The organism is Mycobacterium sp., from assembly GCF_025965855.1.
In the GTDB taxonomy this organism is placed as follows: domain Bacteria; phylum Actinomycetota; class Actinomycetes; order Mycobacteriales; family Mycobacteriaceae; genus Mycobacterium.
Genome location: NZ_JAOPWB010000192.1, coordinates 42,561 through 67,352, shown reverse-complemented (window position 1 = coordinate 67,352; position 24,792 = coordinate 42,561). Strand labels below are relative to the sequence as shown.

25 protein-coding genes are annotated in these 24,792 nt (G+C 65.8%); 9 read left to right on the top strand and 16 right to left on the bottom strand.

Annotated features, from left to right (window positions below):
* Positions 1 to 65: 65 nt before the first annotated feature.
* Positions 66 to 1,298, bottom strand: coding sequence for a phosphoserine phosphatase SerB (gene serB / locus JWP83_RS16520; RefSeq protein WP_297731873.1), 1,233 nt, complete (start codon positions 1,296 to 1,298; stop codon positions 66 to 68).
* 24 nt (positions 1,299 to 1,322) lie between these two features.
* The gene (gene ctaD, locus JWP83_RS16515; protein WP_297731868.1) at positions 1,323 to 3,068 is read right to left on the bottom strand and encodes a cytochrome c oxidase subunit I; all 1,746 of its coding nucleotides are present in this window, start codon (positions 3,066 to 3,068) and stop codon (positions 1,323 to 1,325) included.
* Between the two features lie 161 nt (positions 3,069 to 3,229).
* Here ctaD and JWP83_RS16510 point away from each other — a divergent pair, with 161 nt between their 5' ends.
* Positions 3,230 to 4,306, top strand: coding sequence for an iron-siderophore ABC transporter substrate-binding protein (locus JWP83_RS16510; protein WP_297731888.1), 1,077 nt, complete (start codon positions 3,230 to 3,232; stop codon positions 4,304 to 4,306).
* 129 nt (positions 4,307 to 4,435) lie between these two features.
* On the top strand, positions 4,436 to 5,476 hold the full coding sequence (locus JWP83_RS16505) for an NAD(P)-dependent alcohol dehydrogenase (protein WP_297731865.1): 1,041 nt from the start codon (positions 4,436 to 4,438) through the stop codon (positions 5,474 to 5,476).
* Here JWP83_RS16505 and JWP83_RS16500 read toward each other — a convergent pair.
* The 3 genes from JWP83_RS16500 to JWP83_RS16490 all read right to left on the bottom strand — a co-directional run bounded on the left by JWP83_RS16500 (position 5,465) and on the right by JWP83_RS16490 (position 7,725).
* A complete protein-coding gene (locus JWP83_RS16500) occupies positions 5,465 to 5,866 on the bottom strand; it encodes a DUF3349 domain-containing protein (RefSeq protein WP_297731863.1) in 402 nt (133 codons plus the stop codon). The genes JWP83_RS16505 and JWP83_RS16500 overlap by 12 nt on opposite strands.
* A gap of 74 nt (positions 5,867 to 5,940) precedes the next feature.
* Positions 5,941 to 6,915, bottom strand: a complete 975-nt coding sequence (gene nrdF, locus JWP83_RS16495; protein WP_297731861.1) for a class 1b ribonucleoside-diphosphate reductase subunit beta — start codon at positions 6,913 to 6,915, stop codon at positions 5,941 to 5,943.
* Positions 6,916 to 7,107: 192 nt separating this feature from the next.
* Positions 7,108 to 7,725 (bottom strand): TetR/AcrR family transcriptional regulator, encoded by a 618-nt coding sequence (locus JWP83_RS16490; RefSeq protein ID WP_297731859.1) that lies wholly within the window; start codon positions 7,723 to 7,725, stop codon positions 7,108 to 7,110.
* A gap of 78 nt (positions 7,726 to 7,803) precedes the next feature.
* Between JWP83_RS16490 and JWP83_RS16485 the strand changes: the two genes are divergently transcribed.
* Genes JWP83_RS16485 through JWP83_RS16475 form a run of 3 tightly spaced genes read left to right on the top strand, consistent with a single transcriptional unit; the run spans position 7,804 to position 10,407 of the window.
* The gene (locus JWP83_RS16485; protein ID WP_297731857.1) at positions 7,804 to 9,378 is read left to right on the top strand and encodes an NAD(P)/FAD-dependent oxidoreductase; all 1,575 of its coding nucleotides are present in this window, start codon (positions 7,804 to 7,806) and stop codon (positions 9,376 to 9,378) included.
* A gap of 41 nt (positions 9,379 to 9,419) precedes the next feature.
* Complete coding sequence (locus JWP83_RS16480) at positions 9,420 to 9,866, top strand: SRPBCC family protein (RefSeq protein WP_297731855.1); 447 nt, start codon at positions 9,420 to 9,422, stop codon at positions 9,864 to 9,866.
* Positions 9,850 to 10,407: a TetR/AcrR family transcriptional regulator gene (locus tag JWP83_RS16475; RefSeq protein WP_297731853.1), complete on the top strand. Its 558-nt coding sequence runs from the start codon at positions 9,850 to 9,852 to the stop codon at positions 10,405 to 10,407. The genes JWP83_RS16480 and JWP83_RS16475 overlap by 17 nt, the downstream gene beginning before the upstream one ends.
* Here JWP83_RS16475 and JWP83_RS16470 read toward each other — a convergent pair.
* On the bottom strand, positions 10,367 to 10,939 hold the full coding sequence (locus JWP83_RS16470) for a TetR/AcrR family transcriptional regulator (RefSeq protein ID WP_297731851.1): 573 nt from the start codon (positions 10,937 to 10,939) through the stop codon (positions 10,367 to 10,369). The genes JWP83_RS16475 and JWP83_RS16470 overlap by 41 nt on opposite strands.
* 101 nt (positions 10,940 to 11,040) lie before the next feature.
* Here JWP83_RS16470 and JWP83_RS16465 point away from each other — a divergent pair, with 101 nt between their 5' ends.
* On the top strand, positions 11,041 to 11,979 hold the full coding sequence (locus JWP83_RS16465) for an SDR family NAD(P)-dependent oxidoreductase (protein ID WP_297731848.1): 939 nt from the start codon (positions 11,041 to 11,043) through the stop codon (positions 11,977 to 11,979).
* 110 nt (positions 11,980 to 12,089) lie between these two features.
* On the opposite strand, the gene JWP83_RS16460 is transcribed toward JWP83_RS16465, so the two are convergent.
* From JWP83_RS16460 to JWP83_RS16430, 7 genes are all read right to left on the bottom strand, one after another.
* Positions 12,090 to 12,548: a universal stress protein gene (locus tag JWP83_RS16460; protein WP_297731846.1), complete on the bottom strand. Its 459-nt coding sequence runs from the start codon at positions 12,546 to 12,548 to the stop codon at positions 12,090 to 12,092.
* Positions 12,549 to 12,704: 156 nt separating this feature from the next.
* Positions 12,705 to 14,258 carry an NAD(P)/FAD-dependent oxidoreductase gene (locus tag JWP83_RS16455; RefSeq protein ID WP_297731887.1) on the bottom strand — a complete coding sequence of 518 codons (1,554 nt, stop codon included), beginning with the start codon at positions 14,256 to 14,258 and terminating at the stop codon, positions 12,705 to 12,707.
* 114 nt (positions 14,259 to 14,372) lie between these two features.
* Positions 14,373 to 15,110 carry a TetR/AcrR family transcriptional regulator gene (locus JWP83_RS16450; RefSeq protein ID WP_297731844.1) on the bottom strand — a complete coding sequence of 246 codons (738 nt, stop codon included), beginning with the start codon at positions 15,108 to 15,110 and terminating at the stop codon, positions 14,373 to 14,375.
* 198 nt (positions 15,111 to 15,308) lie between these two features.
* On the bottom strand, positions 15,309 to 17,474 hold the full coding sequence (nrdE, locus tag JWP83_RS16445) for a class 1b ribonucleoside-diphosphate reductase subunit alpha (RefSeq protein ID WP_297731841.1): 2,166 nt from the start codon (positions 17,472 to 17,474) through the stop codon (positions 15,309 to 15,311).
* Positions 17,444 to 17,896: a class Ib ribonucleoside-diphosphate reductase assembly flavoprotein NrdI gene (nrdI, locus tag JWP83_RS16440; protein WP_297731839.1), complete on the bottom strand. Its 453-nt coding sequence runs from the start codon at positions 17,894 to 17,896 to the stop codon at positions 17,444 to 17,446. The genes nrdE and nrdI overlap by 31 nt, the downstream gene beginning before the upstream one ends.
* Positions 17,897 to 17,937: 41 nt before the next feature.
* Positions 17,938 to 18,177: a glutaredoxin-like protein NrdH gene (gene nrdH / locus JWP83_RS16435; RefSeq protein WP_297731836.1), complete on the bottom strand. Its 240-nt coding sequence runs from the start codon at positions 18,175 to 18,177 to the stop codon at positions 17,938 to 17,940.
* A 510-nt stretch (positions 18,178 to 18,687) separates the two neighbouring features.
* Positions 18,688 to 19,254: an NAD(P)H-dependent oxidoreductase gene (locus JWP83_RS16430; protein ID WP_297731834.1), complete on the bottom strand. Its 567-nt coding sequence runs from the start codon at positions 19,252 to 19,254 to the stop codon at positions 18,688 to 18,690.
* Between the two features lie 90 nt (positions 19,255 to 19,344).
* Here JWP83_RS16430 and JWP83_RS16425 point away from each other — a divergent pair, with 90 nt between their 5' ends.
* Both JWP83_RS16425 and JWP83_RS16420 read left to right on the top strand, forming a co-directional pair.
* A complete protein-coding gene (locus tag JWP83_RS16425) occupies positions 19,345 to 19,947 on the top strand; it encodes a TetR/AcrR family transcriptional regulator (protein WP_297731832.1) in 603 nt (200 codons plus the stop codon).
* A gap of 7 nt (positions 19,948 to 19,954) precedes the next feature.
* Positions 19,955 to 20,992, top strand: coding sequence for a DNA polymerase IV (locus JWP83_RS16420; RefSeq protein ID WP_297731830.1), 1,038 nt, complete (start codon positions 19,955 to 19,957; stop codon positions 20,990 to 20,992).
* Here the strand turns inward: JWP83_RS16420 and JWP83_RS16415 are convergent.
* Complete coding sequence (locus JWP83_RS16415) at positions 20,954 to 21,868, bottom strand: SDR family oxidoreductase (RefSeq protein WP_297731828.1); 915 nt, start codon at positions 21,866 to 21,868, stop codon at positions 20,954 to 20,956. The genes JWP83_RS16420 and JWP83_RS16415 overlap by 39 nt on opposite strands.
* 18 nt (positions 21,869 to 21,886) lie before the next feature.
* Positions 21,887 to 22,543: a TetR/AcrR family transcriptional regulator gene (locus JWP83_RS16410; RefSeq protein ID WP_297731826.1), complete on the bottom strand. Its 657-nt coding sequence runs from the start codon at positions 22,541 to 22,543 to the stop codon at positions 21,887 to 21,889.
* Positions 22,544 to 22,669: 126 nt separating this feature from the next.
* Here JWP83_RS16410 and JWP83_RS16405 point away from each other — a divergent pair, with 126 nt between their 5' ends.
* On the top strand, positions 22,670 to 24,151 hold the full coding sequence (locus JWP83_RS16405; RefSeq protein ID WP_297731823.1) for a cytochrome P450: 1,482 nt from the start codon (positions 22,670 to 22,672) through the stop codon (positions 24,149 to 24,151).
* 6 nt (positions 24,152 to 24,157) lie between these two features.
* Here the strand turns inward: JWP83_RS16405 and JWP83_RS16400 are convergent, their stop codons facing one another.
* Positions 24,158 to 24,634, bottom strand: coding sequence for a homocitrate synthase (locus JWP83_RS16400; protein WP_297731884.1), 477 nt, complete (start codon positions 24,632 to 24,634; stop codon positions 24,158 to 24,160).
* Positions 24,635 to 24,792: the final 158 nt, after the last annotated feature.

The following is a 24,792-nucleotide window of genomic DNA, read 5'->3' as shown; positions in this document are numbered from 1 at the left end:
CGCGACCAGACGCAAATGCCCCCATTTCGTCGCGAAATGGGGGCTTTTGCGTCTACTCGGGACCCCTAGTCCGGCGGGATCTCCACCCGGCGCACCTGGCCGTCGATCGCGTCGGCGGCCTCGATCTCGCCTCGGGTCACGCCCAGGAGGAACAGGACCGTATCGAGGTAGGGGTGGCTCAGCGACGCGTCGGCGACCGCACGCAACGCCGGCTTGGCGTTGAACGCCACACCCAGCCCGGCCGCGGCCAGCATGTCGATGTCGTTTGCGCCGTCGCCGACGGCGACGGTCTGGGCCATCGTCACCCCGGCCTGCGCGGCGAATTCCCGAAGGGCCTGGGCCTTGCCGGCCCGATCGATGATCGGCCCGACGACCCGGCCGGTGAGCGTCCCGTCGACGATCTCCAGCTCGTTGGCGGCGACGTAGTCCAGCATCAGCTCTTTCGCCAGCGGTTCGATGATTCGCCGGAACCCTCCGGAGACCACGCCGCAGTGAAAACCCAAGCGCCGCAACGTTCGCAGCGTGGTCCGGGCGCCGGGCATCAGTTCCAGCTGATCGGCCACCTCGTCGATCACGGTGGCCGGCAGGCCGGCCAGTGTCGCCACCCGCTGCTCGAGCGACTGCGCGAAATCCAGCTCGCCGCGCATCGCCGCCTCGGTGATGGCGGCGACGGCGCCCTGCGCGCCCGCCCGGGCCGCCAGCATCTCGATGACCTCGCCCTGCACCAGCGTCGAATCGACGTCGAAGACGACGAGCCGTTTGGCGCGCCGTTCCAGGCTGAAGTCCTCGACCGCGACGTCGACGCCCTCGTCGCCGGCCACCCGCGTCAGCGCGTTGCGCAGCGAACCATCGGCCCCCGGCGGCACGGAGACCCGCAGCTCCAGGCCGGTCACCGGGTAGTCCGAGACGCCGCGGATCAGGTCGATGTTGACGCCCAGCGCCGCCACCTCCCGGGCCACCGCCCCGAACGCGCGAGCCGTGATCGGCCGGCCGAGCACGAAGATGGTGTGGGTCGACGGTTCCCGGATGATGGGCACGTCGTCGCTGGGTTCGATGCTGACGTCCAGACCCATTGCGCGGATGGCGGATTCAACGTCATGCCGCAGCACGCCGCCGTCGGCGACTTCGGGCGGGCAAGACATCAGCACCCCCAACGTCAGGCGGCGCCGTATCACCACCTGTTCGACGTTGAGCAGATCGACTCCGTGCCGTGACAGCACCTCGAAGAGGGCCGACGTGACGCCCGGCTGGTCCACTCCGGTGACGGTGATCAGCACCGACACCTTCGGTGTGCTCACTCGCGATAGCCGCCTATCAGGTCATCAGCTGCGAACCTGGACGTCGTCCAGCCTGGTGACGTCCTTGTCCGACGGCCCGTGCGCCCTGCCCACGTGCGCCTCGGCGCGCAGCCGCTCCACCATGTGCGGGTAGTGCAGCTCGAATGCCGGGCGCTCCGAACGGATCCGGGGCAGCTCGGTGAAGTTGTGCCGCGGCGGCGGGCAGCTGGTCGCCCACTCCAGCGAGTTGCCGTAGCCCCACGGGTCGTCCACGGTCACGACTTCGCCGTAGCGCCAGCTCTTGAACACGTTCCACACGAACGGGAACATCGACGCGCCCAGGATGAAGGCGCCGATCGTCGAGACGACGTTGTACGGCTGGAAGCCGTCGGTGGGCAGGTAATCGGCGTAACGGCGCGGCATGCCCATGTCGCCCAACCAGTGCTGCACGAGGAACGTCACGTGAAAACCGATGAACGTCAACCAGAAGTGCAGCTTGCCCAGCCGCTCGTCGAGCAGCCGGCCGGTCATCTTCGGGAACCAGAAGTAGATGCCGGCGAAGGTGGAGAACACGATGGTGCCGAACAGCACGTAGTGGAAGTGCGCGACCACGAAATAGGTGTCGGTCACATGGAAGTCCAGCGGCGGGCTGGCCAGCAGCACGCCGGTCAGACCACCCAGCAGGAAGGTCACCATGAAGCCCACCGAGAACAGCATCGGCGTCTCAAAGGTCAACTGGCCTTTCCACATTGTGCCGATCCAGTTGAAGAACTTGATCCCGGTCGGCACCGCGATCAGATACGTCATGAACGAAAAGAACGGCAGCAGAACGGCTCCGGTGGCGAACATGTGGTGCGCCCACACCGCGACCGACAGCGCGGCGATCGACAGCGTCGCGTACACCAGCGTGGTGTAACCGAAGATCGGCTTGCGCGAGAACACCGGGATCACCTCGCTGACGATCCCGAAGAACGGCAGCGCGATGATGTACACCTCGGGATGGCCGAAGAACCAGAACAGGTGCTGCCACAACAGGACTCCGCCGTTGGCCGCGTCGTAGACGTGCGCCCCCAGGTGGCGGTCGGCGGCCAGGCCGAACAGCGCCGCGGTGAGCAACGGGAACGCGATCAGCACCAGGATCGACGTCACCAGGATGTTCCAGGTGAAGATCGGCATCCGGAACATCGTCATGCCGGGCGCGCGCATGCAGACCACCGTGGTGATCATGTTGACCCCGCCGAGGATGGTCCCCAGACCGGCGACGATCAGACCCATGATCCACAGGTCGCCGCCGGGGCCGGGCGAGTGGATGGCGTCGGTCAGCGGGGTGTAGGCGGTCCAGCCGAAGTCGGCGGCCCCGCCCGGGGTGATGAAGCCGGCCGCCCCCATGGTGGCGCCAAATAAGAACAACCAGAACGAAAGCGCGTTCAGCCGCGGGAAGGCGACGTCGGGCGCGCCGATCTGCAGCGGCAGCACCAGGTTGGCGAACCCGAACACGATCGGGGTCGCGTAGAACAGCAGCATGATCGTGCCGTGCATGGTGAACAGCTGGTTGAACTGTTCGTTCGACAGGAACTGCAGGCCCGGCGCCGCCAACTCGGTGCGCATGAGCAGGGCCAGCAGGCCGCCCAGGAAGAAGAAAATGAAGCAGGCGACGCAGTACATGATGCCGATCATCTTGTGATCGGTGGTGGTGATCAGCTTGTAGACGAGGGTCCCTTTGGGACCGGTCCGGGCCGGGTACGGACGGACGGCCTCGAGTTCTCCCAACGGGGGGGCTTCGGCTGTCAACAGCTCCTCCAAACATCCGTATCGGACAGGGCCCGAACCCAGTATTGACTCCGAATCTTAGCCCCCGAAGAACTCGCCGTCAGGGTTGGTCCTACAAACTGTCGTAATCGGCTCCGAAGTCGCCGGATGTTAGCGTCGGACGCGTGCTCGGGAGGCAATCGATCGCGGCCGTCGCCGTCTCGATAGCAGCGGCGTTGGTCGTGACATGCGGCGGTTGCGGATCGGGATCCGCGCCCAACGCGTCGACCCGGTCGCTGGTCACGCCCACCACCCAGATCGCGGGGGCCGGGGTGCTGGGCAACGATCGCAAGCCCGACGAGTCGTGCGCGCGTGATGCCGCGGCGGCCGATCCGGGGTCGCCGACACGACAGGCCCGCAACGCCGCGGGCGTCACCCCCGACACGGTCGCGGTCCCTGCCGACGCACGGCGCATCGTGGTGCTCTCCGGTGACCAGCTCGACGCCCTGTGCGCGCTTGGCCTGCAATCGCGGGTGGTCGCCGCCGCGCTGCCGGACGGCTCGTCGAGCCAGCCCTCGTATCTGGGCAACGCGGTGCACGGCCTGCCCGGCGTCGGCACCCGCACTAACCCCGACCTGGCCGGCATCGCCGCGGCCCACCCCGACCTGATCCTGGGGTCGCAAGGCCTGACCCCCAGGCTGTACCCGCGCCTCGCCGCGATCGCCCCGACCGTGTTCACGGCCGCGCCCGGCGCGGCCTGGCAGGACAACCTGCGTGGTGTCGGCGCCGCCACGGCGCGCGCCGCCGCCGTCGACGCGCTGATCAACGGCTTCACGCAGCGGGCCACCCAGATCGGGGCGACGCATGACGCGTCCCACTTCCAGGCGTCGATCGTGCAGCTGACCACCACCACGATCCGGGTGTACGGGGCCAACAACTTCCCCGCCAGTGTGCTCGGCGCGGTCGGGGTGGACCGGCCGGCCGCCCAGCGGTTCACCGACAAGGCCTACATCGAGATCGGCGCCACCGACGCCGACCTCGCGAAGAATCCGGATCTTTCAGCCGCCGACGCCGACGTCGTCTACGTGTCGTGCGCCACGCCGGCCGCCGCGGATCGGGCCGCCGCCGTCCTGGACAGCGACCCGTGGCGCAAGCTGTCCGCCAATCACGACAACCGGGTCTACGTCGTCAACGACGAGGTGTGGCAAACCGGCGAGGGCCTGATCGCCGCCCGTGGCATCGTCGACGACCTGCGCCTGGTCAACGCCGCGATCAACTAGCCGCCCGCGCGGCCGCCGGGCACGCATCGTCATAAGCTGGCATTCGGGTGTGCCACCCGGCCCAGTGGCCCGAGAACATTACCTTAGCTAAACTTCTTGATGACGCATCGAAATCAAAGAGGGATATTCATGAGCACAGTTTCGGCGTACGCCGCCACCTCGGCGACTGAACCGCTGACCAAGACCACCATCGACCGTCGCGACCCCGGCCCGCACGACGTCGCCATCGACATCAAGTACGCCGGGATCTGCCACTCGGACATCCACACCGTCAAAGGCGAATGGGGTCAACCGAATTACCCCGTGGTCCCGGGCCACGAGATCGCCGGTGTGGTCACCGCGGTCGGCTCCGACGTCACCAAGCACAAGGTGGGCGACCACGTCGGCGTGGGCTGCATGGTGAACTCCTGCGGCCAGTGCAGCAGCTGTAAGGCCGGGCTCGAGCAGTACTGCAAGCCGGGCGCGACCTTCACCTACAACTCCATCGACAAAGACGGCACGCCGACACAGGGCGGCTACAGCCAGGCGGTCGTCGTCGACGAGAACTTCGCCGTGCGCATCCCCGACTCGTTGCCGCTGGACAAGGCGGCGCCGTTGCTGTGCGCCGGCATCACGCTGTTCTCGCCGCTGCGGCACTGGAAAGCCGGCGAGAACATCCGCCTGGCGATCATAGGCCTGGGCGGGCTGGGCCACATGGGCGTCAAGCTGGGCGCGGCGATGGGCGCCGAGGTGACGGTGCTGTCGCAGTCGCTGAAGAAGATGGAAGACGGACTGCGCCTGGGCGCGAGCCACTATTACGCGACGGCCGATCCCGACACCTTCGTCAAGTTGCGCGGCAGCTTCGACCTGATCCTCAACACCGTGTCGGCCAACCTGAACCTCGGCGACTACCTCAACCTGCTGGACGTCGACGGGACGCTGGTCGAGCTGGGCATCCCGGAGCACCCCATGGAGGTGCCGGCGTTCCCGCTGGCCCTGGCGCGGCGCAGCCTGTCCGGGTCGAATATAGGCGGGATCGCCGAGACGCAGGAGATGCTGGCCTTCTGCGCCGAGCACGATGTCACGCCCGAGATCGAGCTCATCGAGCCCGACTACATCAATGAGGCCTACGAGCGCGTGCTCGCCAGCGACGTGCGCTACCGCTTCGTGATTGATATCTCAAGCTTGTGACGAATCGCGTGCCGCAATCTCTTCGGCTGCTTCCCCGTCCTCATCACCGGGAATAACCTCGCTGACATCGATGCCGGCCAACGGCCAACCAGCGGCGGCCAGCCTCGCGGCCACCCGAATGATGTCCTCGCGCCCGGGGTCCTTGTGGGTCGTCTCGGAGATGAACTCGGCGATCTCTTCGCGGTTGATCGGGTTTTCGCCGTCAGACCCCTTGGTGATCTTGTGCACCACCTCTTCAAGCTGATCCTGGGTCAGCGGCGTGCTCTTGAGCAGGGCGAACAACGCCACCTGGTCCGGCCCCGGGACGCCCTGGGGGTACCCGACGTCCAGCCAACGGATCACTGACCGGAGAAACTTGGCGTGCTTGTGGTTAGCGTGGGTTGAAGTCACGTCATAAGTCTCACGGCGCGGCGCTTGCGCGGGGTTGCAGCGCCCCGACAATTCATGCGGCGTTCACGATCCGATTAGAAGTCCCAGTCCTCGTCCTCGGTGTTGACGGCCTTGCCGATCACATACGACGAACCCGACCCGGAGAAGAAGTCGTGGTTCTCGTCGGCGTTGGGCGACAACGCCGAGAGGATCGCCGGGTTCACGTCGGTCTCGTCGCGCGGGAACAGCGCCTCGTAGCCGAGGTTCATCAGCGCCTTGTTGGCGTTGTAGCGCAGGAACTTCTTGACGTCCTCGGTCAGCCCGACCTCGTCGTAGAGGTCCTGCGTGTATTCCACCTCGTTGTCGTAGAGCTCGAAGAGCAGCTCGTAGGTGTAGTCCTTCAGCTCGGCGCGCTTGGCGTCATCTTCCAGCGCCAGGCCGCGCTGGAACTTGTAGCCGATGTAGTAACCGTGCACGGCCTCGTCGCGGATGATGAGCCGGATCATGTCGGCGGTGTTGGTCAGCTTGGCCCGGCTCGACCAGTACATCGGCAGGTAGAACCCGGAGTAGAAGAGGAAGCTCTCCAGCAGCGTGGAGGCCACCTTGCGCTTCAGCGGTTCGTCGCCCTTGTAGTACTGCATGACGATCTCGGCCTTGCGCTGCAGGTTGGGGTTCTCCTCCGACCAGCGGAACGCGTCGTCGATCTCGGCCGTCGAGCACAGCGTGGAGAAGATCGAGCTGTAGCTCTTGGCGTGCACCGACTCCATGAACGCGATGTTGGTGTAGACGGCCTCTTCGTGCGGGGTCAGCGCGTCGGGGATGAGGCTGACCGCGCCCACGGTGCCCTGGATGGTGTCCAGCAGCGTCAGCCCGGTGAACACCCGCATCGTCAGCTGCTTCTCGTTGGCGGTCAGCGTTCCCCACGACGGGAGGTCGTTGGACACCGGCACCTTCTCGGGCAACCAGAAATTGCCCGTCAGCCGGTCCCAGACCTCGGCGTCCTTGTCGTCTTGCAGACGGTTCCAGTTGATCGCCGAAACGCGGTCGATCAGCTTCATCTTTCCGGTCACCAGAACCCCACTTCACCTGCTGGTTTGCTTGCAGTTATCTAGGCCACAAACACTACCCCTGGGGTCCGACAAGGCGGCGCAGCACAAGCAGTTGTGTTTGCGTGTCGCGGTTTTCCGTTTCGCCGATCGTGCACTCAGTGCGAAAAACCGGGCGGAATTTCGCAGCGAGTGCACGCTCGGCGCTTGGCGTTACTAGTCCAGTCCCACGTCCCGCAAGGTATGCGTCAGGCCGTCTTCCAGTGCGCTCAACGCAATATCGGTGAGGCGGCTCAGTTCGTCGATGTCGTCCCCGCCTTTGCTCATCCACGCTTCCAGCGAGACGAACACCGCGGTCGCCAGGCTGTGCGCCGCGATGTCGGCGATCATCGCTCCGTCGGCGGTGGGTCTGGAACGCTCATGGATGAAGCGGCCGATCTCGTCGGCGACCTGATCGCGCATCCGTCGAATGTGGCTGGTGATGATGTCCTGGTCGAGGTCGCGCGACCGGATGGTGGCCGCTTCGCGGACCATCGCGAAATCAAAGGGGAAGGCGTCCACGGCTTTTCGCACCGACGCGGTGATGGGCTCCCCGTGCGGGCGCAACGCCAGCGCGCGGGCGAACCACTCGAAGCCAATGTCGTAGTCGGCAAAGATCACCGCGTGCTTAGACGGGAAGTGCCGATAGAAGGTTCGCTCTGTGACCCCGACATCGGCGGCGATATCGGAAACGCTGGTTTGGTGCACGCCGTCGGCGACGAAGCGCTTCATTGCCGCCTGTTGCAGCGCCTGATGCGTGCGCCGGCTACGAGATTCCACGGTGTAAGCAGACACCAAATGTCACCATTGACGCAAATATGTCAGATGTGACATTGTGCCTTCTGTCGAGGGATCATCACCGGAGGAGTCAGCATGGCGGACTATGACGCGATCATCATCGGGGCCGGTCACAACGGTCTGGTCGCCGCGAACGTGCTGGCGAAGGGCGGCGCGAAAGTGCTTGTCGCCGAACGGGCGCACTTCCTCGGCGGGATGGCCGCGACCCGCGAACTCTTCGATGGATACAAGCACAGCGTGGGCGCCTGGGCCGTGCTGATCTGGCGGCAGGAGATGACCGAACGGCTCGAGCTCACCAAGTGGGGCTTCGAGCTGATGGATCAGTGGACGTCGACGTGCACGTTCGGCGATGCGCAGGACGCCCCCTTCGTGATGTACAACGACCTCGAGCGCATGGCGCGCCACCTGCTCGACGATCACGGAGCCGACACCGCGGCGGCCCTGGGCTCTCTGTTTGCCCACATCGGGCGGTTCGCACCGTATTTCGTCGACTCGGCGTTCGGTCCCCCGCCCGACATCATCGAGGTGATCGCCTCCCAGCCCACGCCCGCAGACCGCCACGATTTCGCCCAGATGTGGTACGGCAGCACGATGGACACCGTCCGGCGCTTCCTGGCGCCCGACCAGGCCCGCTGCATCCAGGGCTCGCTGGCGGCGATGTCCATCGACGCGTTCGACGGCGGCCCCTGGACCCCCGGTTCGAACGCGTCGACGCTGTACCACTACCTGATTGGCGGCGGCAACGTCGAATACATCATGCCGCGCGGGGGCATCGGCTCGCTGAGCACGGCGCTGTGCCGCCGCGCCGAATCGCTGGGCGCCGAGGTGCAGATGAAACAGCACGTCAAGCAGGTCCTGGTCACCGACGGACGCGCCACCGGGGTCGAATTGCGCGACGGCACAACGATTTCGGCCGACGCCGTGCTCTCCTCGCTCGACCCGTACACGACCTTTGTGAATCTGGCTGGCGCGCAGAACTTTCCGCCCGACTACATCCGGAAGATCAAGGAGATCAACTTCAACCTGGGATACATACAGGCCCACCTGACCATCGACCAAGCCCCCCAATGGATCGAGCGGTTGCAGCCCTACATGCACGACAACGGCCAATGGTGCCCCACCGTCGCCTACGCCCCGTCGCCGGAGTACATCAGCGACGCATGGGAGCAATACCGCAAGGGGCAGCTTCCCGACGCGCCGCCTACCTACCTGTACATCCCCAGCATGGTCGACTCGTCGTTGGCGCCGGAAGGCAGGCACAGCGCGACCATCTTCACCCCGTACTTCCCGACGGGGCTGGACGCCGACGAAAACCGTAGCTGGAAGGAGCAATACGCCGACACCTGCGTGCGCATCTTCGACAACTTCGCGCCCGGGTTCGCCGACTCCGTCACCAACCGCGTCGTGTTCTCCAACCGCTACTTCGGCAGTACCTTCAGCGCACACGCCGGCGACTACTCGCATGGCCTGCTGCAGCCCAACCAGCTGTGGACCGGCCGCGTCGTCGAGGGCGCCGACAAGTTCGCCACTCCGGTCGAAGGGCTCTTCCTGTGCGGCCAGTGCACCCACCCGGGTCCCGGGGTGACCGGCATCCCCGGATGGAACGGTGCCGAGGCGGCCCTCAAGCACCTCAACGCACGCGTCGCGTAAGGGCATATGCAAGACCCCAATGTGGATGTACCATTTGGTACATGTTTACCCAAGGCAGCATCGAGATAGATGCACGGCCGCAGGTCGTATGGGATGTCTTCAGCGACGTCGAGCGCTGGCCCGAGTGGACCGCGTCGGTGACTTCCCTGACCGGACAGGACGGATCCGCCCTCGCCGTCGGCAAACGGTTCGCGATCAAGCAACCCGGCCTGCAGAAGCTGGTCTGGAAGGTCGCCGAGATCGAACCCGGCACATCCTGGACGTGGGTGCACCGCTCCCCCGGCGTGCTGGTGACCGCCCGCCACTACGTCACCGCCCTACCTGGCGGCCGCACCCTCGTGCGCCAAGAGCTCGATCAGCGGGGTGTCCTCGGCGCGCTGGTCGGGCAGTTGACGGTCAAGCGCACCAAGCGCTTCCTCGCCATGGAGGCCAGGGGCCTCAAGGCCCGGTCCGAGCAGGCCAGCCGCGCCAATGGCCCGCACGCCTGACCTGGAACGGCGCCGGGAACTACTGCATGCGCTATTCGACGAGTTCGCCGCGAACGGCATCGGCGACCGCTCTCTGCGCGATGTCGCCGCCAAGGTCGGTACCAGTCACCGGATGCTCTTGCACCACTTCGGTTCTCGAGAAGGCCTGTTGATTGCGATCGTCGAGGAGGCCGAGCGCCGCCAGATGGCCCTCGTCCCCGATTTGCCGGTGAATCCGGCCGACGGCTTCGCCGTGATGTGGGCCGACCTCCGTCGCCCCGAATTGCGCCAATTGGAACGCCTCTTCTTCGAGTGCTATTCGCGCGCCGCCCAGGGCGAAAAGCCGTTCACGCGAATGATTCCCGGCGCCGTCGACGGCTGGCTGCGCGAGGTCGAGGCCACCGCCGACGTTCCCTACGACGGCGCGATGGCAAGGCTCGGGCTGGCCGTCACTCGTGGCCTGCTGCTGGATCTGGTGGCCACCGATGACGATGCCGGCGTGGACGCTGCCGCGCGGGCGTTCATCGAGCTTTTGGCAACACCGAGATCAGAGTGTCGATGAGTTCCTCGGCGCTGGTGTGCCACTTATCCAAATCCATGTGGCCGCTCAAGTCCAAACCCGTGATGCCGTGGGCGCTGGTCAAAACCAGCGCTCCATAGCGTCTCGCCCGCCGGGGACCGGTGATGCGACCCACGATGTCGAGAAACAGGTCCTGAGCGCGTTCGGCTGCCTGGACCGCTGCGGCCGGATCACCCGCCGGCGTGGTGAACATCAGGCGGTACAGGTGGGGCCGGGTGCGGCCGAGGGTGACCAGCGAAAGCAGAGCGGATCGCAAGGATTCCTCGGGGGAGTCGCCGCTGCTGACCAACACCTCGAGCGCATCGCCCAGTTCGCTCAAGGCATTGGTGGCCAGAACTGTGAGCAGCGATTCCTTGTCCGCGAAGTGGCGATATGCCGCCGAGCGTGACACGCCACTGCGAGCACCCACCTCGCGCAGCGTCACAGCCTCGACCCCGCCGAGGTCGAGGAGGACCCCCGCCGCCTCGAGCAACGAACGGCGTGTGGCCGCAGCACTCTCCGATCGTGTCGTCACTCGCCGAGCATAAGCCGCCGCTTGAGTTGACAACGTCAACTCAACTGCTAGTTTGAGATGACAGCGTCAACTCAAACGCCCACCATCGGATGGAGACCGCCATGAATGCCTCGAATCGCGCCGGCCGTCGTGAGCTGGTCGTCGTCACCGGCGCCTCGACCGGTATAGGCGCAGCCACAGCTAAAGAATTGGCCCGCAAGGGTTTTCACGTGCTCGCCGGTGTACGCCGCGAGGCCGACGCCGACGCGCTGCGCGGCTTGAGCATTGAGGGCATCGGAGGCATCGAGCCGCAAATCCTCGACATCACCGTTGAATCGGACGTGGCCGCGATCGCAGACCGCGTCGCGCGAGATCCGCTCCATCGTCCCCTTCGCGCGCTGATCAACAACGCCGGGATCGCGATCAATGCGCCAGTCGAAACGCTGCAGCCGGCCGAGTGGCGCCGCCAGTTCGAGGTCAATCTGTTCGGTCACATCGCGATGACCCAGGCATTGTTGCCGGCCCTACTCAGTAGCTCGGGCACCGTCGTGAACATCAGTTCCGTTGGCGGGAAGGTGGTCTTGCCGACTTATGGCGCATACGCCGGTTCGAAGTTCGCGCTCGAGGCGGTCAGTGACGCGCTGCGCCGCGAGCTCGGCCATGCCGGGATCAAGGTCGTCGTCGTCGAACCGGGCGCAGTCAAGACCGAGATGGCCGAGCGCGGCATCGCCGCCGCGGAGGGACTGAAGGCAAACATGACCGCGACGCAACTCGCACGCTACGGCGATCTCATCGCAGCCGTCACCGCACAAGCCCGGTCGTTCAACGACATCGGCGTTTCGGCCGAACACGCCGCAATGGTGATCGCCAAGGCCGCGACCGCATCTCGTCCCCGGACTCGCTACACCGTCGGACGCGACGCCGCGATCCTCGTGCGGATCGCCCGCGTGGTGTCCGACCGGGTCCTGGACCGCATCGTGCGCCTGAACCTTCGGTCCTTTGCAAAAGGCTCGGAGTCAACGGAACGGCACGGCGCGCAGGTAACTTCAGCCGACGTCTAGGCGATTAGCCCGGGTACAACTGACAACTTTAAACGAGGACCTGCTAGACGTTCGGGTTCGCTGATCATGAGGCGGTGACGCTTATCGACCTCAATGAGGCCGAACATGCTTCAGTCGGCGGTGTGGACGATCAGGACGTCGGTCTTGGCCCTGCGGGAGACTTCGGACGGGACTGACCCCAGCAGCCGGCCGGCGACGCTGCTGAGCCCAACGTTGCCGACGACCAGCAGGTCGGCATGGACCTCCTCGGCGAGCTGCACCAGCGCATTGATGGGGGCACCGACGATCGGCCTCTCCTGCACGTTCTTGGCCCCGACTCGGTGCGCGCGCTCCCTGGCGTTCTGCAGGATCGCGTAGAAGGGGGCCTCGCCCACCGTCCGGTAGTCCTGACCGTGGTCGCTCCCCGGCGGGATGGCGTAGCGACCGCGTTCCTCGGGGACGGGGGGATGCGCCGTCGCAACGATCAATTTCGCGCCGTGGTCCGCAGCGATCGCGGCTGCGCGGTCGACCGCACGCAGCGACGAATCCGAGCCATCGGTGCCGACCACGACGGTCTGATAGGCGCTCATTTCCCTCCCAGTGTAAAGCCCGACAACGGTTCAACCGCCAGACGAAGAAGAACGAATCGGTGAATAGCCCCGAGCCGCCGCGGCCTTCAGTCCCCCATTACTGAGTGGTTTCCCTTTAACAGTCCTGAACTGGGGTTATGCCTAACCGGCGGGGCCTCAGCCTTGAGCGGCCACCGCTGAGTGCTTGGCGCGGGATCCTGTCCGCACGCCGAAGAACCGGTACTCGCTGCGTTTGACCGATCGGGTCGCCCGCCAGTACTGCCAGGTGTAGCCGCCCCACAGGACGGTGTTCTTGCCGTGCTCGTCGAGGTACCAGCTGCTGCAGCCGCCGCTGTTCCACACCGAGCCCTTCAGCTGTTGCTGCAACTCGTCGTTGAACTTGTCCTGCGCGGCGCGCGTCGGGGCCAGCGCCTGGGCGCCGAGTTTGTCGCAGGTCTTGATCGCATCGGCCACGTAGTGGATCTGGGATTCGATCATGAACACCACGGAGTTGTGGCCGAGCCCGGTGTTGGGGCCCAGCAGGAAGAACAGGTTCGGCACGTCGGCGACGGTGATACCCCGATGCGCGCCGATGCCCTCGCGGTTCCAGCGGTCGACCAGGTCCTCGCCGTTGCGCCCCTTGATCTGGACGTAGGTATAGGAGTCGGTGACGTGAAAGCCGGTGCCGTAGACGATCACGTCCGCCTTGCGCTCCCTGCCGTCCGCCGTGACGATCCCGTCGGGCGTGATCCGGCTGATGCCGTCGGTGACAAGTTCGGTCTTCGGGTCGGCCACCGCACCGTAATACGTGGAGGAGTTCAGGATTCGCTTGCAACCGATGCGGTAGAGCGGGGTCAGCTTGCGGCGCAGCTCGCGATCCTTCACCGAGCGCCGGATGTTGTATTTCGCGTAGGCCTCGATGAACTTCAGCGTGTTCGGTCGCTTCGTCATGCCGAAGGCCAGCGCCTCCTGCGCCCAGTAGAGCGCGAGACGCACCGCTGCACGCAGCCCGGGAACGTTCGCCATGGCCCGGCGCAGCGCCGCGGGGAGCTCGGGATTGGACCGCGGCACCACCCACGGCGGGGTGCGTTGGTAGAGCTGAAGTTCGGCGACCTGCCCGACGATCTCGGGCACGATCTGGATCGCGCTGGCGCCCGTGCCGATCACGGCCACCCGCTTGCCGGTCAGGTCGACGCTGTTGTCCCATTCCGCGGAATGGAAAGCGGGACCGGCAAATTCGTCGCGGCCCTCGATGTCGGGGAACGACGGAACGTGCAACGCGCCGGCCCCGGAGATCAGGAACTGCGCGACGTACTCCCGTCCGTCGGTGGTGAACACGTGCCAGCGGTTCTCGTCGTCGTCCCAGTGGCCCCGGTCGACCAGCGAGTTGAACACGATGTAGCGGCGCAGCCCGTATTTCTCGGTGACCCCCTTGAGGTAGTCCCAGATCTCGGGCTGATACGAGAACGGGTTCTTCCAGTCGGGCTTGGGCTCGAACGAGAAGGAGTACAGGTGCGAGGGGATGTCGCAGGCGCAGCCGGGATAGCTGTTGTCGCGCCACGTGCCGCCGACGTCGTCGGCCTTCTCCAGGATGACGAAGTCCACGCCCTGTTGTTGCAGCCTGATCCCCATGCCCAGACCGGAGAACCCGGTCCCGATGATGAGGGCGCGGGTATGAACCGGCGTCGGGGCCTCATGCCCCGACAGAGGATAGGCCTCGGCTTGTGTGATGGCATCGGTCACGGTGGATCGGTCTTCCTGTTGGCTCACGCAAATACCCAGTACCCAGGGTATCGGATAAGGCGAGTGTTATCGACGGCCGCGGCGATGTCAACGCCGCGGGTGTCAGCTGGCGGCGGGGTTGCTGGGCACCACGCTGTGAATCGGCCGGTCGGGATCCAAGGAGATGCCCAGCGCCTCGGCGGTGCCGACGATGACCCCCATCATGATGGTCGTCAGGTGCGCGACGAATTGCTCGCGCGGCATGCGTCGCGGGCTGTTGGCGTCGGGGCCTAACCACCATTCGGTGGCCGACGCGGCCGATCCGAAGGCCGCGTGGCCGGCCAGTTCGATCGCCGCGTGGTCCAGCTCCATCTCCCGCAGCTCGTTGTCGAACATGTCGGCTATGGCCAGGGTGATCCCGCGGCCCTCGTCGAGGATCTGGGGGCTCGCTGCGGAGCGGCCCTGGATGAAGACACGCAGCACGTTGGGGTGCTGGTCGACGAGGTTGACGTACTCCTCGACGCTGCGCCGGGTCACCTCGCGGGCCGAATCCGTCCTCAGGTCGATCGACGGGAAGATCGCCGCCCACAACATGTCGCGCAGACGTTCGCCGATGGCCTGAAACAGGTCGGACTTGTCGTGGAAATGCCGGTAGATCTTCGGTTTGGCGGTGCCGGCCTCTTCGGCGATCTCCCGCACGCTCAGCTCAGGACCCAGCCGGTCGATGGCCCGGAACGCCGCGTCGACTATTTCGCCGCGCACCTTCTTGCGGTGCTCGCGCCAGCGTTCGCTGCGCGCGTCGACCTTCACCCCGGGCTTCACGCTCGGATGGGGTCGAGAGGGTCGGGGAATTCTCACCACATCAAGCACCATACCGCGCAGGAGTCGCTGACCTGGGCAGACCGGGCGTTCCGCGGCTCGCGATTGTGAATCTCACGACGCGACACGCCGAGCCGTCGCCAGATTCACACTCGGCACGGGGCGGTCGCGTCAGCCCGCGATAACGCGGCGCTTGCCGACGACTAATTGGCTTGTGGGCACCGCCGTGCCGGCGCGGCGTCACAGCATGCAGGAGACGCAGCCCTCGACCTCGGTGCCCTCCAGCGCCATCTGCCGCAGCCGGATGTAGTACAGCGTCTTGATCCCCTTGCGCCAGGCGTAGATCTGCGCCTTGTTCACGTCGCGGGTGGTGGCGGTGTCCTTGAAGAACAGCGTCAGCGAGAGCCCCTGGTCCACGTGCTGGGTGGCCGCGGCGTAGGTGTCGATGATCTTCTCGTAACCGATCTCGTAGGCGTCCTGGTAGTACTCCAGGTTCTCGTTGGTCATGTAGGGCGCCGGGTAGTAGACCCGCCCGATCTTGCCCTCCTTGCGGATCTCGACCTTCGACACGATGGGGTGGATCGACGATGTGGAGTGGTTGATGTAGGAGATCGACCCGGTCGGCGGCACCGCCTGCAGGTTCTGGTTGTAGATGCCGTGTGCGGCCACCGACTCCTTCAGCCGCTTCCAGTCGTCCTGAGTGGGGATGCGAATGTCCGCATCGGCAAAGAGCTGGCGCACCTTGTCGGTCGCCGGCTCCCACACCTGCTCGGTGTACTTGTCGAAGAACTCCCCCGACGCGTACTTGGACCGCTCGAAACCCTTGAAGTGCGTGCCTCGTTCGATCGCGATGCGGTTCGAGGCCCGCAAAGCGTGATACAGCACCGTGTAGAAGTAGATGTTGGTGAAGTCGATGCCTTCCTCGGAGCCGTAGAAGATGCCCTCACGCGCCAGGTAACCGTGCAGGTTCATCTGCCCGAGCCCGATCGCGTGAGAATCGTTGTTGCCCTGCTCGATTGAGGGCACCGACGTGATGTGCGTCTGGTCGCTGACCGCGGTGAGCGCGCGGATGGCCACCTCGATCGTCTGGGCGAAGTCCGGTGAGTCCATCGCCTTGGCGATGTTCAGTGACCCCAGGTTGCACGAAATGTCCTTGCCCACCTTGGCATACGACAAGTCATCGTTGAACAACGACGGCGTGGACACCTGCAGGATCTCCGAGCACAGGTTCGAGTGCGTGATCTTGCCCTCGATGGGGTTGGCCCGGTTCACGGTGTCCTCGTACATGATGTACGGATAGCCGGACTCGAACTGCAGCTCGGCCAGCGTCTGGAAGAACTCCCGCGCCTTGATCTTGGTCTTGCGGATGCGCGCGTCGTCGACCATCTCGTAGTACTTCTCGGTCACCGAGATGTCGGCGAACGGCACGCCGTAGACGCGTTCGACGTCGTACGGCGAGAACAGGTACATGTCCTCGTTCTTCTTGGCCAGCTCGAAGGTGATGTCGGGGATCACCACCCCCAGGCTCAGCGTCTTGATCCGGATCTTCTCGTCGGCGTTCTCCCGCTTGGTGTCCAGGAAGCGGTAGATGTCGGGGTGGTGAGCGTTCAGATACACCGCGCCGGCGCCCTGGCGCGCCCCCAGCTGATTGGCGTAGGAGAACGAGTCCTCCAGCAGCTTCATGATCGGGATGACACCCGAGCTCTGGTTCTCGATGTTCTTGATCGGTGCGCCGTGCTCGCGAATGTTACTCAGCAGCAACGCAACTCCCCCGCCGCGCTTGGACAGCTGCAGGGCGGAGTTGATGGATCGCCCGATCGACTCCATGTTGTCCTCGATGCGCAAGAGGAAGCAACTCACTGGCTCGCCGCGCTGCGCCTTGCCGGAGTTCAAGAACGTCGGGGTGGCCGGCTGGAAACGCCCGTCGATGATCTCGTCGACCAGCTTCTCGGCCAGCCCGGTGTCACCGGACGCCAACGTCAGCGCGACCATGACGACCCGGTCCTCGAAGCGCTCGAGGTACCGCTTGCCGTCGAACGTCTTCAGTGTGTACGAGGTGTAGTACTTGAACGCGCCCAGAAACGTTGGGAAGCGGAACTTCTTGGCGTAGGCACGGTCCAGCAACTCCTTGACGAAGTTGCGCGAGTACCGGTCGAGAACCTCACGCTCGTAGTAGTTCTCGCGAATCAGGTAGTCCAGCTTCTCGTCCTGATTGTGGAAGAAGACCGTGTTCTGGTTGACGTGCTCCAGGAAGTACTGGCGCGCCGCGAGCACGTCCTTGTCGAACTGAATCCTGCCGTCCTTGTCGTACAGGTTCAGCATCGCGTTCAGAGCGTGGTAGTCCGTCTCTTCGGGCGACACATGCGTGCCGGCGGCTACAGGCTCTGCAGTGACGGTTGGTGGCACGTCTGTTCCTTCCAGAAGTCGGCGAGACCGGCGCGGACGGCATCCACGTCGTCCGGGGTCCCCATCAGTTCGAAGCGGTAGAGGTAGGGAACGTCGCACTTGCGGGAGATGACGTTGCCCGCATAGGCGAATTCGGCCCCGAAGTTGTTGTTGCCCGCGGCGATGACGCCGCGGATCAACGACCGGTTGTGCTCGTTGTTCAAAAAGGCGATGACCTGTTTAGGGACGTAGCCACCGTCGTTGAGGTCCGGCGTGGCCCGGCCGCCACCGTAGGTAGGCAGTACCAACACGTACGGCTCGTCGACCTCGATGCGCCCGTGCAGCGGTATCCGCGTGGCGGCAACACCCAGCTTCTGCACGAAGCGATGGGTGTTCTCCGACACCGAAGAGAAATAGACCAGGTTGCGCCCGGGGATGTCCATGGCACCGCAACCTTCCTGACCTAATGCCTGCCGCTAACTGCTCAGGCGCTGAGCGCCGACCCCGCGAGCGCCTTGATGCGATCGGGCCGGAAACCCGACCAGTGGTCGTTTTCCGCCACCACCACGGGAGCCTGCAGATAACCCAGCGCCATCACGTAGTCCCGCGACTCGGCGTCCAGCGTGATGTCGACCTTCTGGTAAGCAATGCCCTGCTTGTCCAAGGCCTTGAAGGTCGCGCTGCACTGCACGCACGCCGGCTTGGTGTACACGGTGATGCTCATGGATGCCGCTCCTTTGCGGAAGGTGGGAACGTGTCACGGACTGGCAACTACTTGGTTACTGCAAAAACTCGGTCTTCGCTGTGTTCAGCGGCCCGTCAGGCTCCCAGATTCCCGTCCTGCGGCTGTCGTGGTCGAAGGACCTGACGAGCCGATTTTGGGAGGTTCACTAGGCCCGGCCGGCCTGGTGAACCTGGGATCTGCCGGTGCTCGAGACACTACACCTAGTGGCTGACAAGATCTGCAGATACAAGATGTTCTGAATAACAATTCTGAAATTCCCTGGTCGTAAGCGTTGAGACCGACACGCGCTCGGCGTGTCGCAAATCACAACGGGGTCGATGACGTCCATGCGGATTGGTATATCACCGGCTACCGACAACGCCGGGGCGCGATTGCCGCCGAGCACGGCACCAGCAAAGCCGCCAGCTTCAGCTGGCGGCTTTGTCTATCCGGCTATCGAAACGATGCTGGTCACCGGCGAAGCGGGTTGTTGACTATCCCTAAATGTATTCAGTTGACTTCGGCGGCGAGCTTGCCGACGGCGTCACGCACATTCGCCGAGAGCTCGGCATCTTGCGCGGGCGCCTTGCCTTCCAGGGTTTTGAAGGGCACGGACAGTTTGATCGTCTCGATCACGCGGGCACCGGCGATTCCGAACGACTTGCGGGTCGCGTCGTGCGCCCAGACCCCGCCGTACTGACCGAAGGAGCCCCCGATGACCGCCAACGGCTTGCCCTTCAGCGCGCCGTCGCCGAACGGCCGGGACAGCCAGTCGATCGCGTTCTTGACGACCGCCGGAAAGCTGCCGTTGTATTCCGGGGTCACCACCAGGGCGGCGTCCGCGCCAGCCGCGGCGGCGCGCAGGGCGGCCACCGGAGCCACCGGCGGGGCGTCGGTGCTCATTGCGTCGTCGATGTCCTCGTTGTAGAAGGGCAGCTCCCCCAGGCCCTCAAACACCGTGACGGTGACACCCGCTGGAGCGACCGCCGCCGCCAGCTCGGCGATCTGGCGATTGATCGACGCCGCGCGCAGACTGCCCACTAACGCCAGGACCTTGATGTCGGAGTTCTCTTCCACTGAACGGTTCCCTTCGGTTGTTGGTCTACATCCTCCCACGCACGAACCGGACTATAGTCCGGTTTATTCCGGCGGCGCTAAAGTGCAGGTGTGAGCAGTGTCGAGCGGTCGCGCGAGTTACCCGTATCCATTCCTCAGGAACGGGGCGACGCGGCGCGCAATCGCGCGCTCCTGCTGGAGGCCGCCCGCGGCCTGGTCGCCGAGCGCGGCGCGGACGCGGTCACCATGGACGACGTCGCCGCCGCGGCGGGCGTCGGCAAGGGCACGCTGTTCCGCCGCTTCGGCAGCCGCGCCGGCCTGATGATGGTGCTGCTCGACCAGGACGAGCGGGCCAGCCAGCAGGCTTTTCTGTTCGGCCCGCCGCCGCTGGGACCCGATGCCCCACCACTGGATCGGCTGGTCGCCTTTGGCCGGGAGCGGATTCGCTTCGTCCACGCCCACCACGAGCTGCTGTCGGAAACCAACCGCGATCCGCAGCTGCGCCACGCCGCGGCGGTCGCGGTGCAGCGCACCCACGTGCGGGTGCTCTTGCAGTCGGCGCGAACGACCGGCGACCTCGATGCCCAGGCCGACGCCCTGCTGGCCCTGCTCGACGCCGATTACGTGCAGCATCGGCTGAGCGACGGCGGCCACACCCTGGAAACGCTCGGCGACGCCTGGGAAAGCCTGGCGCGCAAGCTCTGTGGGCGGTGAGGGCCGCATGAGCTGGGTCCTGCACGTGGACCTCGACCAATTTCTGGCGTCGGTCGAGCTGCGCCGCCACCCCGAACTGGCCGGGCTGCCGGTCATCGTCGGCGGCAGCGGTGATCCGACCGAACCGCGCAAGGTCGTCACGTGCGCCTCGTATGAGGCCCGCGAATTCGGAGTGCACGCCGGCATGCCGTTGCGCACCGCCGCCCGCCGCTGCCCCCCAAACTCGGGGGCCACGGTCCTGCCGTCGGATCCGGCCGCCTACGACGCGGCCTCCGACCAGGTGATGGGCTTGCTGCGCGACCTGGGACACCCGGTCGAGGTGTGGGGCTGGGACGAGGCCTACGTCGGCGTCAAGGGTGGGGATCCGACCGAGGTGGCGGAACAGATCCGGACGGTCGTCTCGTCGGAAACCGGGCTGTCCTGCTCGGTCGGCATCAGCGACAACAAACAGCGGGCCAAGGTCGCCACCGGCTTCGCCAAACCGGCCGGGATCTTTGCGCTCACCGACGCGAACTGGATGACGGTGATGGCGGACCGTGCCGTCGATGCGCTGTGGGGGGTGGGTCCCAAGACGGCGAAAAAGCTTGCGGCCCTTGATATCACCACAGTGCGGGAGCTTGCGAACGCCGACGCGGAGCCGCTGATCTCCACGTTCGGCCCGAGCACCGGCCTGTGGCTGCTGCTGCTGGCCAAGGGGGGCGGCGACACCGACGTCAGCGCCGAACCGTGGATACCGCGCTCCCGCAGCCACGTCGTCACCTTCCCGCGCGACCTCACCGATCGGGCCGAAATGGATACGGCGGTAACGCGATTGGCGCGCCACGCATTGGACGACGTGCTGGTCGCGGGACGGATCGTCACCCGCGTCGCCGTCACCGTGCGGACCGCGACGTTTTACACCCGGACCAAAATTCGCAAGCTGCCCGAGCCGACCACCGACGCCGACACCATCACCGACGCGGCCCTGCGCGTCCTGGACCTCTTCGAGCTGGACCGCCCGGTTCGCTTACTCGGCGTGCGACTCGAGCTGGCCATGCCGCGGTAGCGGCGCCGGGCTGGGCCGCAGCGCACGCGTGAAGATCACGTTGACCTGGCGCATCGCCAGGCTGTAGGGCCACCACGCCAGCCGCTTGAACGCATACAGCGCGCGGATATCCGGCGACGTGTAGATCAGGTATCGGTTCTTTGCGACGCCGGCCAGGATCTTCTCGGCCGCCCTTTCCGGCGACACGGCGTGACCACTGAAGCGGTCCACCCAGCGGGCGACCCGGGGGTCCTCGCGGTCGACGCCCGCGATCTCGACCGTGTCGACCAACGGGGTCTTCACCGCGCCCGGCACCACCACCGACACCCCGATGCGGTGCCGCGCCAGGTCGAAGCGCAGCACCTCGGAAAGGCCGCGCAACCCGAACTTGCTCGCGCTGTAGGCGGCGTGCCACGGCAGCGCCACCAGCCCGGCCGCCGACGACACGTTGACCACATGGCCACCCCGGCCGGCCGCCACCATTGCAGGAACGAACGTCTCGATGACGTGGATCGGACCCATCAGGTTGATCGCGATCATCTTGCGCCACTGGTCGTGGGTCAGCCGGTCGACGGTGCCCCACGCCGACACGCCGGCGATGTTCAGCACGACGTCCATGCTCGAGTGCTCGGCGTGGATGTCGGCGGCGAACGCCACCACCTGGTCGTAGTCGGCGATGTCGAGCGTGCGGTGGGCGGGCACCCGCGCGCCGAGCGCGCGGGCGTCGGCCACGGTCAGTTCCAGACCCTCCGGGTTGCGGTCGGTCAGATAAAGTTCGGCGCCCTGCGCGGCCAACCGCAGGGCGGTCGCACGCCCAATGCCGCTGGCCGCGCCGGTGACAAGACACCGCTTTCCCGCGAAATACCGCCCGGCCGCCCGCGGAAGCCTTGGTGCCATGGCCGTGACCATACCGCGTTACTTCGGGCCGCCACCCCAGAGCGAATTCAGCCACAGCTGCTCGAGCACCCGCACCCGGCGCTCCACGTCGCCTTGATGACCTTCGCGCCCGGCGAGGAGCGGGTCGCCGCTCAGCGTCAGGGCGGTGGCGCCCGCCAGGGTGCGCACCAGCGTCGGAACGTCGTCGCTGATCGGATTCGCGGTCCCCGCCGTCATCTCCGCCTCGACGATCGCGGTGATCTGGCGCAGCACCACCTCGAACTGCCCCTCCAGGATGTCGCGAATCTGCATGTCGGTGTGGCGGGCCACGTTGCAGGCCGCCATCACCGGGTCGTTGTGCGCGTAGACCGCGGCGGCGCTGCGGACCATCCGCTTGGCGAACTGCTCCGGCGACTCGCCGGGCTGGCGCGGAGCAAAGTACTGCGTGAGCTCTTCGAGTTCCTCGGCGGCCTCGGCCATGATCTGGGCGAGCACCGCGTATTTGGAGTCGAAGTAGAAGTAGAAGCCGGATCGGGCCACCCCGGCTCGCAGGCTGATGGTGCTCACCGACAGCTCCGCGAACGGCTTTTCCTCGAGCAGATCGCGCACCGCCTGCATGATCGCCTGCCGGTGTTTGTCGCCCCGCCGGCGAAGGGCCGGTTCGCCCGGCTCCGAGTTGGCGGGGTGGCTGCTCACGCCCTCGACCTTGCACCACGCCGCCGCAAAAGCAAACTTGACAGCCGTCAAGTTTGTCCCGAAGGATGTTGATCAGTGACCGCTGTCACCCGCCCCGGGCCCGCAAAGGAGCGCAAAGGAGCCTCAATGCCCGCCACCATCAGCACCCCGCACTACCTGCTTGATCAGGCGCGGCGCCGATTGACCCCGTCGATCAACAACTTCCCCGGCATGGGCCTCGTCGAACGCAGGTTGCTGAACACCGAGTTTCCGGAGCACAAGCTCGCCGATCCGCCGCCGGGAAGCGGGCTCAAGCCGGTGCTCGGTGATGCGGGGCTGCCGGTCATCGGGCACATCATCGAGATGCTGCGCGGCGGACCGGATTACCTGATGTTCCTCTACCAGACCAAGGGCCCGGTCGTCTTCGGTGACTCTCCGGTCCTGCCGGGCGTCGCGGCGCTGGGCCCCGACGCGGCGCAGGTCATCTACTCCAACCGCAACAAGGACTACTCGCAGCAGGGCTGGGTGCCGGTGATCGGGCCGTTCTTCCGCCGCGGGCTGATGCTGCTCGACTTCGAAGAGCACATGTTTCACCGGCGGATCATGCAGGAGGCGTTCGTCCGGTCCCGGCTGGTTTCCTATGTCGAGCAGATGGACAAGGTCGTGTCTCAGACGGTCGCCAACGACTGGGTGGTCAACGATGCCCGCTTCCTCCTCTATCCGGCGATGAAGGAGTTGACCCTCGACATCGCCTCGATGGTGTTCATGGGGCACGAGCCGGGCGCCGACCGCGAGCTGGTGACCAAGGTGAACAAGGCGTTCGCCGTCACCACCCGCGCCGGCAACGCGATCATTCGCACCGGCGTCCCGCCGTTCACCTGGTGGCGCGGCCTGAAGGCGCGCGAACTGCTGGAGAACTACTTCCGCGATCGCGTCAGGGAACAACGCGGGAAGAACGGCAACGACCTGCTGTCGGTGTTGTGCCAAACCGAGGACGAGGACGGCAACAAGTTCTCCGACGAGGACATCGTCAATCACATGATCTTTTTGATGATGGCCGCGCATGACACGTCGACGTCGACGGCCACCACGATGGTCTACCAACTGGCCGCCCACCCGGAGTGGCAGGAGCGGTGCCGCGACGAATCGGACCGCCTCGGTGACGGTCCGCTCGACATCGACTCCCTGGAAAAGCTGGAGTCGCTGGACCTGGTGATGAACGAGTCGATTCGGCTGGTGTCACCGGTGCAGTGGGCCATGCGTCAGACCGTGCGCGACACGGACCTGCTGGGCTACTACATCCCCAAGGGCACCAACGTCATCGCCTATCCGGGGATGAATCACCGGCTGCCGGAACTCTGGACGGACCCGCTGAAATTCGACCCGGACCGGTTCACCGAGCCGCGCAACGAGCACAAGCGTCATCGCTACGCGTTCACGCCGTTCGGCGGCGGCGCGCACAAGTGCATCGGAATGGTGTTCGGGCAGTTGGAGATCAAGACGATCCTGCACCGCCTGCTGCGCGGCTATCGGCTCGAGCTGCCCCGCCCGGGATACAAGGCGGAGTGGGACTACGGCGGCATGCCGGTGCCCAAGGACGGGATGCCGATCGTGCTGCGCCCGCTCTGACGCCTTTCAGGCCACCAGCCGGTTGGCGCACGAGATCACCGCGCGCAGCGCCGACTGGGTCGGATCCTCCGAGAGGCCCATCGCCCACTCGGCGCGAACCCCGTCGCTGCCGCGGATAAACGTGACCGTCACCGCGCCCGAGCGCACCTGGTGAAACCGCAATGTCTCCACCGTTATCCCGCGCTCGTGCAGCATCGCGGTGAGAGCGGCGATCGGACCGCTGGCGGCGGCGGTCGACGTGCCGATGTGATCGCCGACGGCGATCATGGCCCGAAAGTTACGGGCCTGCGGACCGAGCCGCCCGGCGGGCCGCTCGGTGTCGGTGCAGGCCCAGTGCCCCAGCCGCAGCGGGCCGGCCGCGTGGCCATAGGTGGCGACGAAACCCTCCCACGACATGGCGTCGGCCTCCTCCCGCAGACCGCGCGGCAACAAGGCGCCGAAGTGGTGGCCGAACCAGGAGGCCGCGGGGCACTCGCGCGCCAATGACGAGGCAGGCCCGGAAAGAGAGATGGAAAGTGATTTGGAAAGAGGCACGGTGTCGGTCTTCTCTGATCAGCAGGAGCGACCGACGGTAGTAGCGTCCGACCCACAGCGGGGGGTCGGTCTGGGATCAGACCCCGCTGCGGGTGCTGGCTACGGCA

Bases quoted from the DNA above. Each gene is read 5' to 3' on its own strand.
- nrdH (WP_297731836.1), bottom strand. From the start codon at position 18,177: ATGAGCATCACCGTGTACACCAAGCCGGCGTGCGTGCAGTGCAGCGCG.
- JWP83_RS16475 (WP_297731853.1), top strand. From the start codon at position 9,850: ATGGCCCGCACGCCTGACCTGGAACGGCGCCGGGAACTACTGCATGCG.
- JWP83_RS16405 (WP_297731823.1), top strand. From the start codon at position 22,670: ATGCCCGCCACCATCAGCACCCCGCACTACCTGCTTGATCAGGCGCGG.
- JWP83_RS16465 (WP_297731848.1), top strand. From the start codon at position 11,041: ATGAATGCCTCGAATCGCGCCGGCCGTCGTGAGCTGGTCGTCGTCACC.
- nrdI (WP_297731839.1), bottom strand. From the start codon at position 17,896: ATGGACATCCCCGGGCGCAACCTGGTCTATTTCTCTTCGGTGTCGGAG.
- JWP83_RS16505 (WP_297731865.1), top strand. From the start codon at position 4,436: ATGAGCACAGTTTCGGCGTACGCCGCCACCTCGGCGACTGAACCGCTG.
- JWP83_RS16460 (WP_297731846.1), bottom strand. From the start codon at position 12,548: ATGAGCGCCTATCAGACCGTCGTGGTCGGCACCGATGGCTCGGATTCG.
- JWP83_RS16415 (WP_297731828.1), bottom strand. From the start codon at position 21,868: ATGGCACCAAGGCTTCCGCGGGCGGCCGGGCGGTATTTCGCGGGAAAG.
- JWP83_RS16480 (WP_297731855.1), top strand. From the start codon at position 9,420: ATGTTTACCCAAGGCAGCATCGAGATAGATGCACGGCCGCAGGTCGTA.
- JWP83_RS16420 (WP_297731830.1), top strand. From the start codon at position 19,955: ATGAGCTGGGTCCTGCACGTGGACCTCGACCAATTTCTGGCGTCGGTC.
- JWP83_RS16485 (WP_297731857.1), top strand. From the start codon at position 7,804: ATGGCGGACTATGACGCGATCATCATCGGGGCCGGTCACAACGGTCTG.